Annotated in this window: 1 protein-coding gene; it reads right to left on the bottom strand. The window is 58.8% G+C overall.

The window, feature by feature from the left end:
* On the bottom strand, positions 1–379 hold a 379-nt coding region (locus FJV41_RS56840), incomplete at both ends, for a glycogen/starch/alpha-glucan phosphorylase (RefSeq protein WP_181791679.1).

Below are 379 nucleotides of genomic sequence, written 5' to 3'. Positions count from 1 at the left end.
ATCCTGCACCGTGGCCGACACGAGGAAATACTCCTGGCGCAGGCGCAGCTCGCGGCCGGAGTAGGTCGAGTCGTCCGGATAGAGCACGCGGGAGACGTTTTCGGAGTGGTTTTTATCCTCTACCGCGGCGAAGTAGTCGCCCTGGTTGAATTTACCGAGGTTAATTTCGCTACTGGCCTGCGCGCTCCACAGACGCAGTGTGTTGGTGGCGTCGGTGTCAAAGCCGGGGATGATCTGGTCGTAGGCTTCCGCAATGATCTCCTCCGTCTCAATCCAGCGGGTTTTCTTTCCTTCCTGCTGAATGCGGCCGCCGAAGCGCACTTTATAGCGGGTGTTGTGGCGCTCAAACTCCCACGGGTTACCGTACTCCAGCCAGTAG

This window comes from Myxococcus llanfairpwllgwyngyllgogerychwyrndrobwllllantysiliogogogochensis (assembly GCF_006636215.1).
In the GTDB taxonomy this organism is placed as follows: domain Bacteria; phylum Myxococcota; class Myxococcia; order Myxococcales; family Myxococcaceae; genus Myxococcus; species Myxococcus llanfairpwllgwyngyllgogerychwyrndrobwllllantysiliogogogochensis.
The sequence above is the reverse complement of the archived record's forward strand: the minus strand, read 5'-3'. Positions and strand labels throughout refer to the sequence as shown.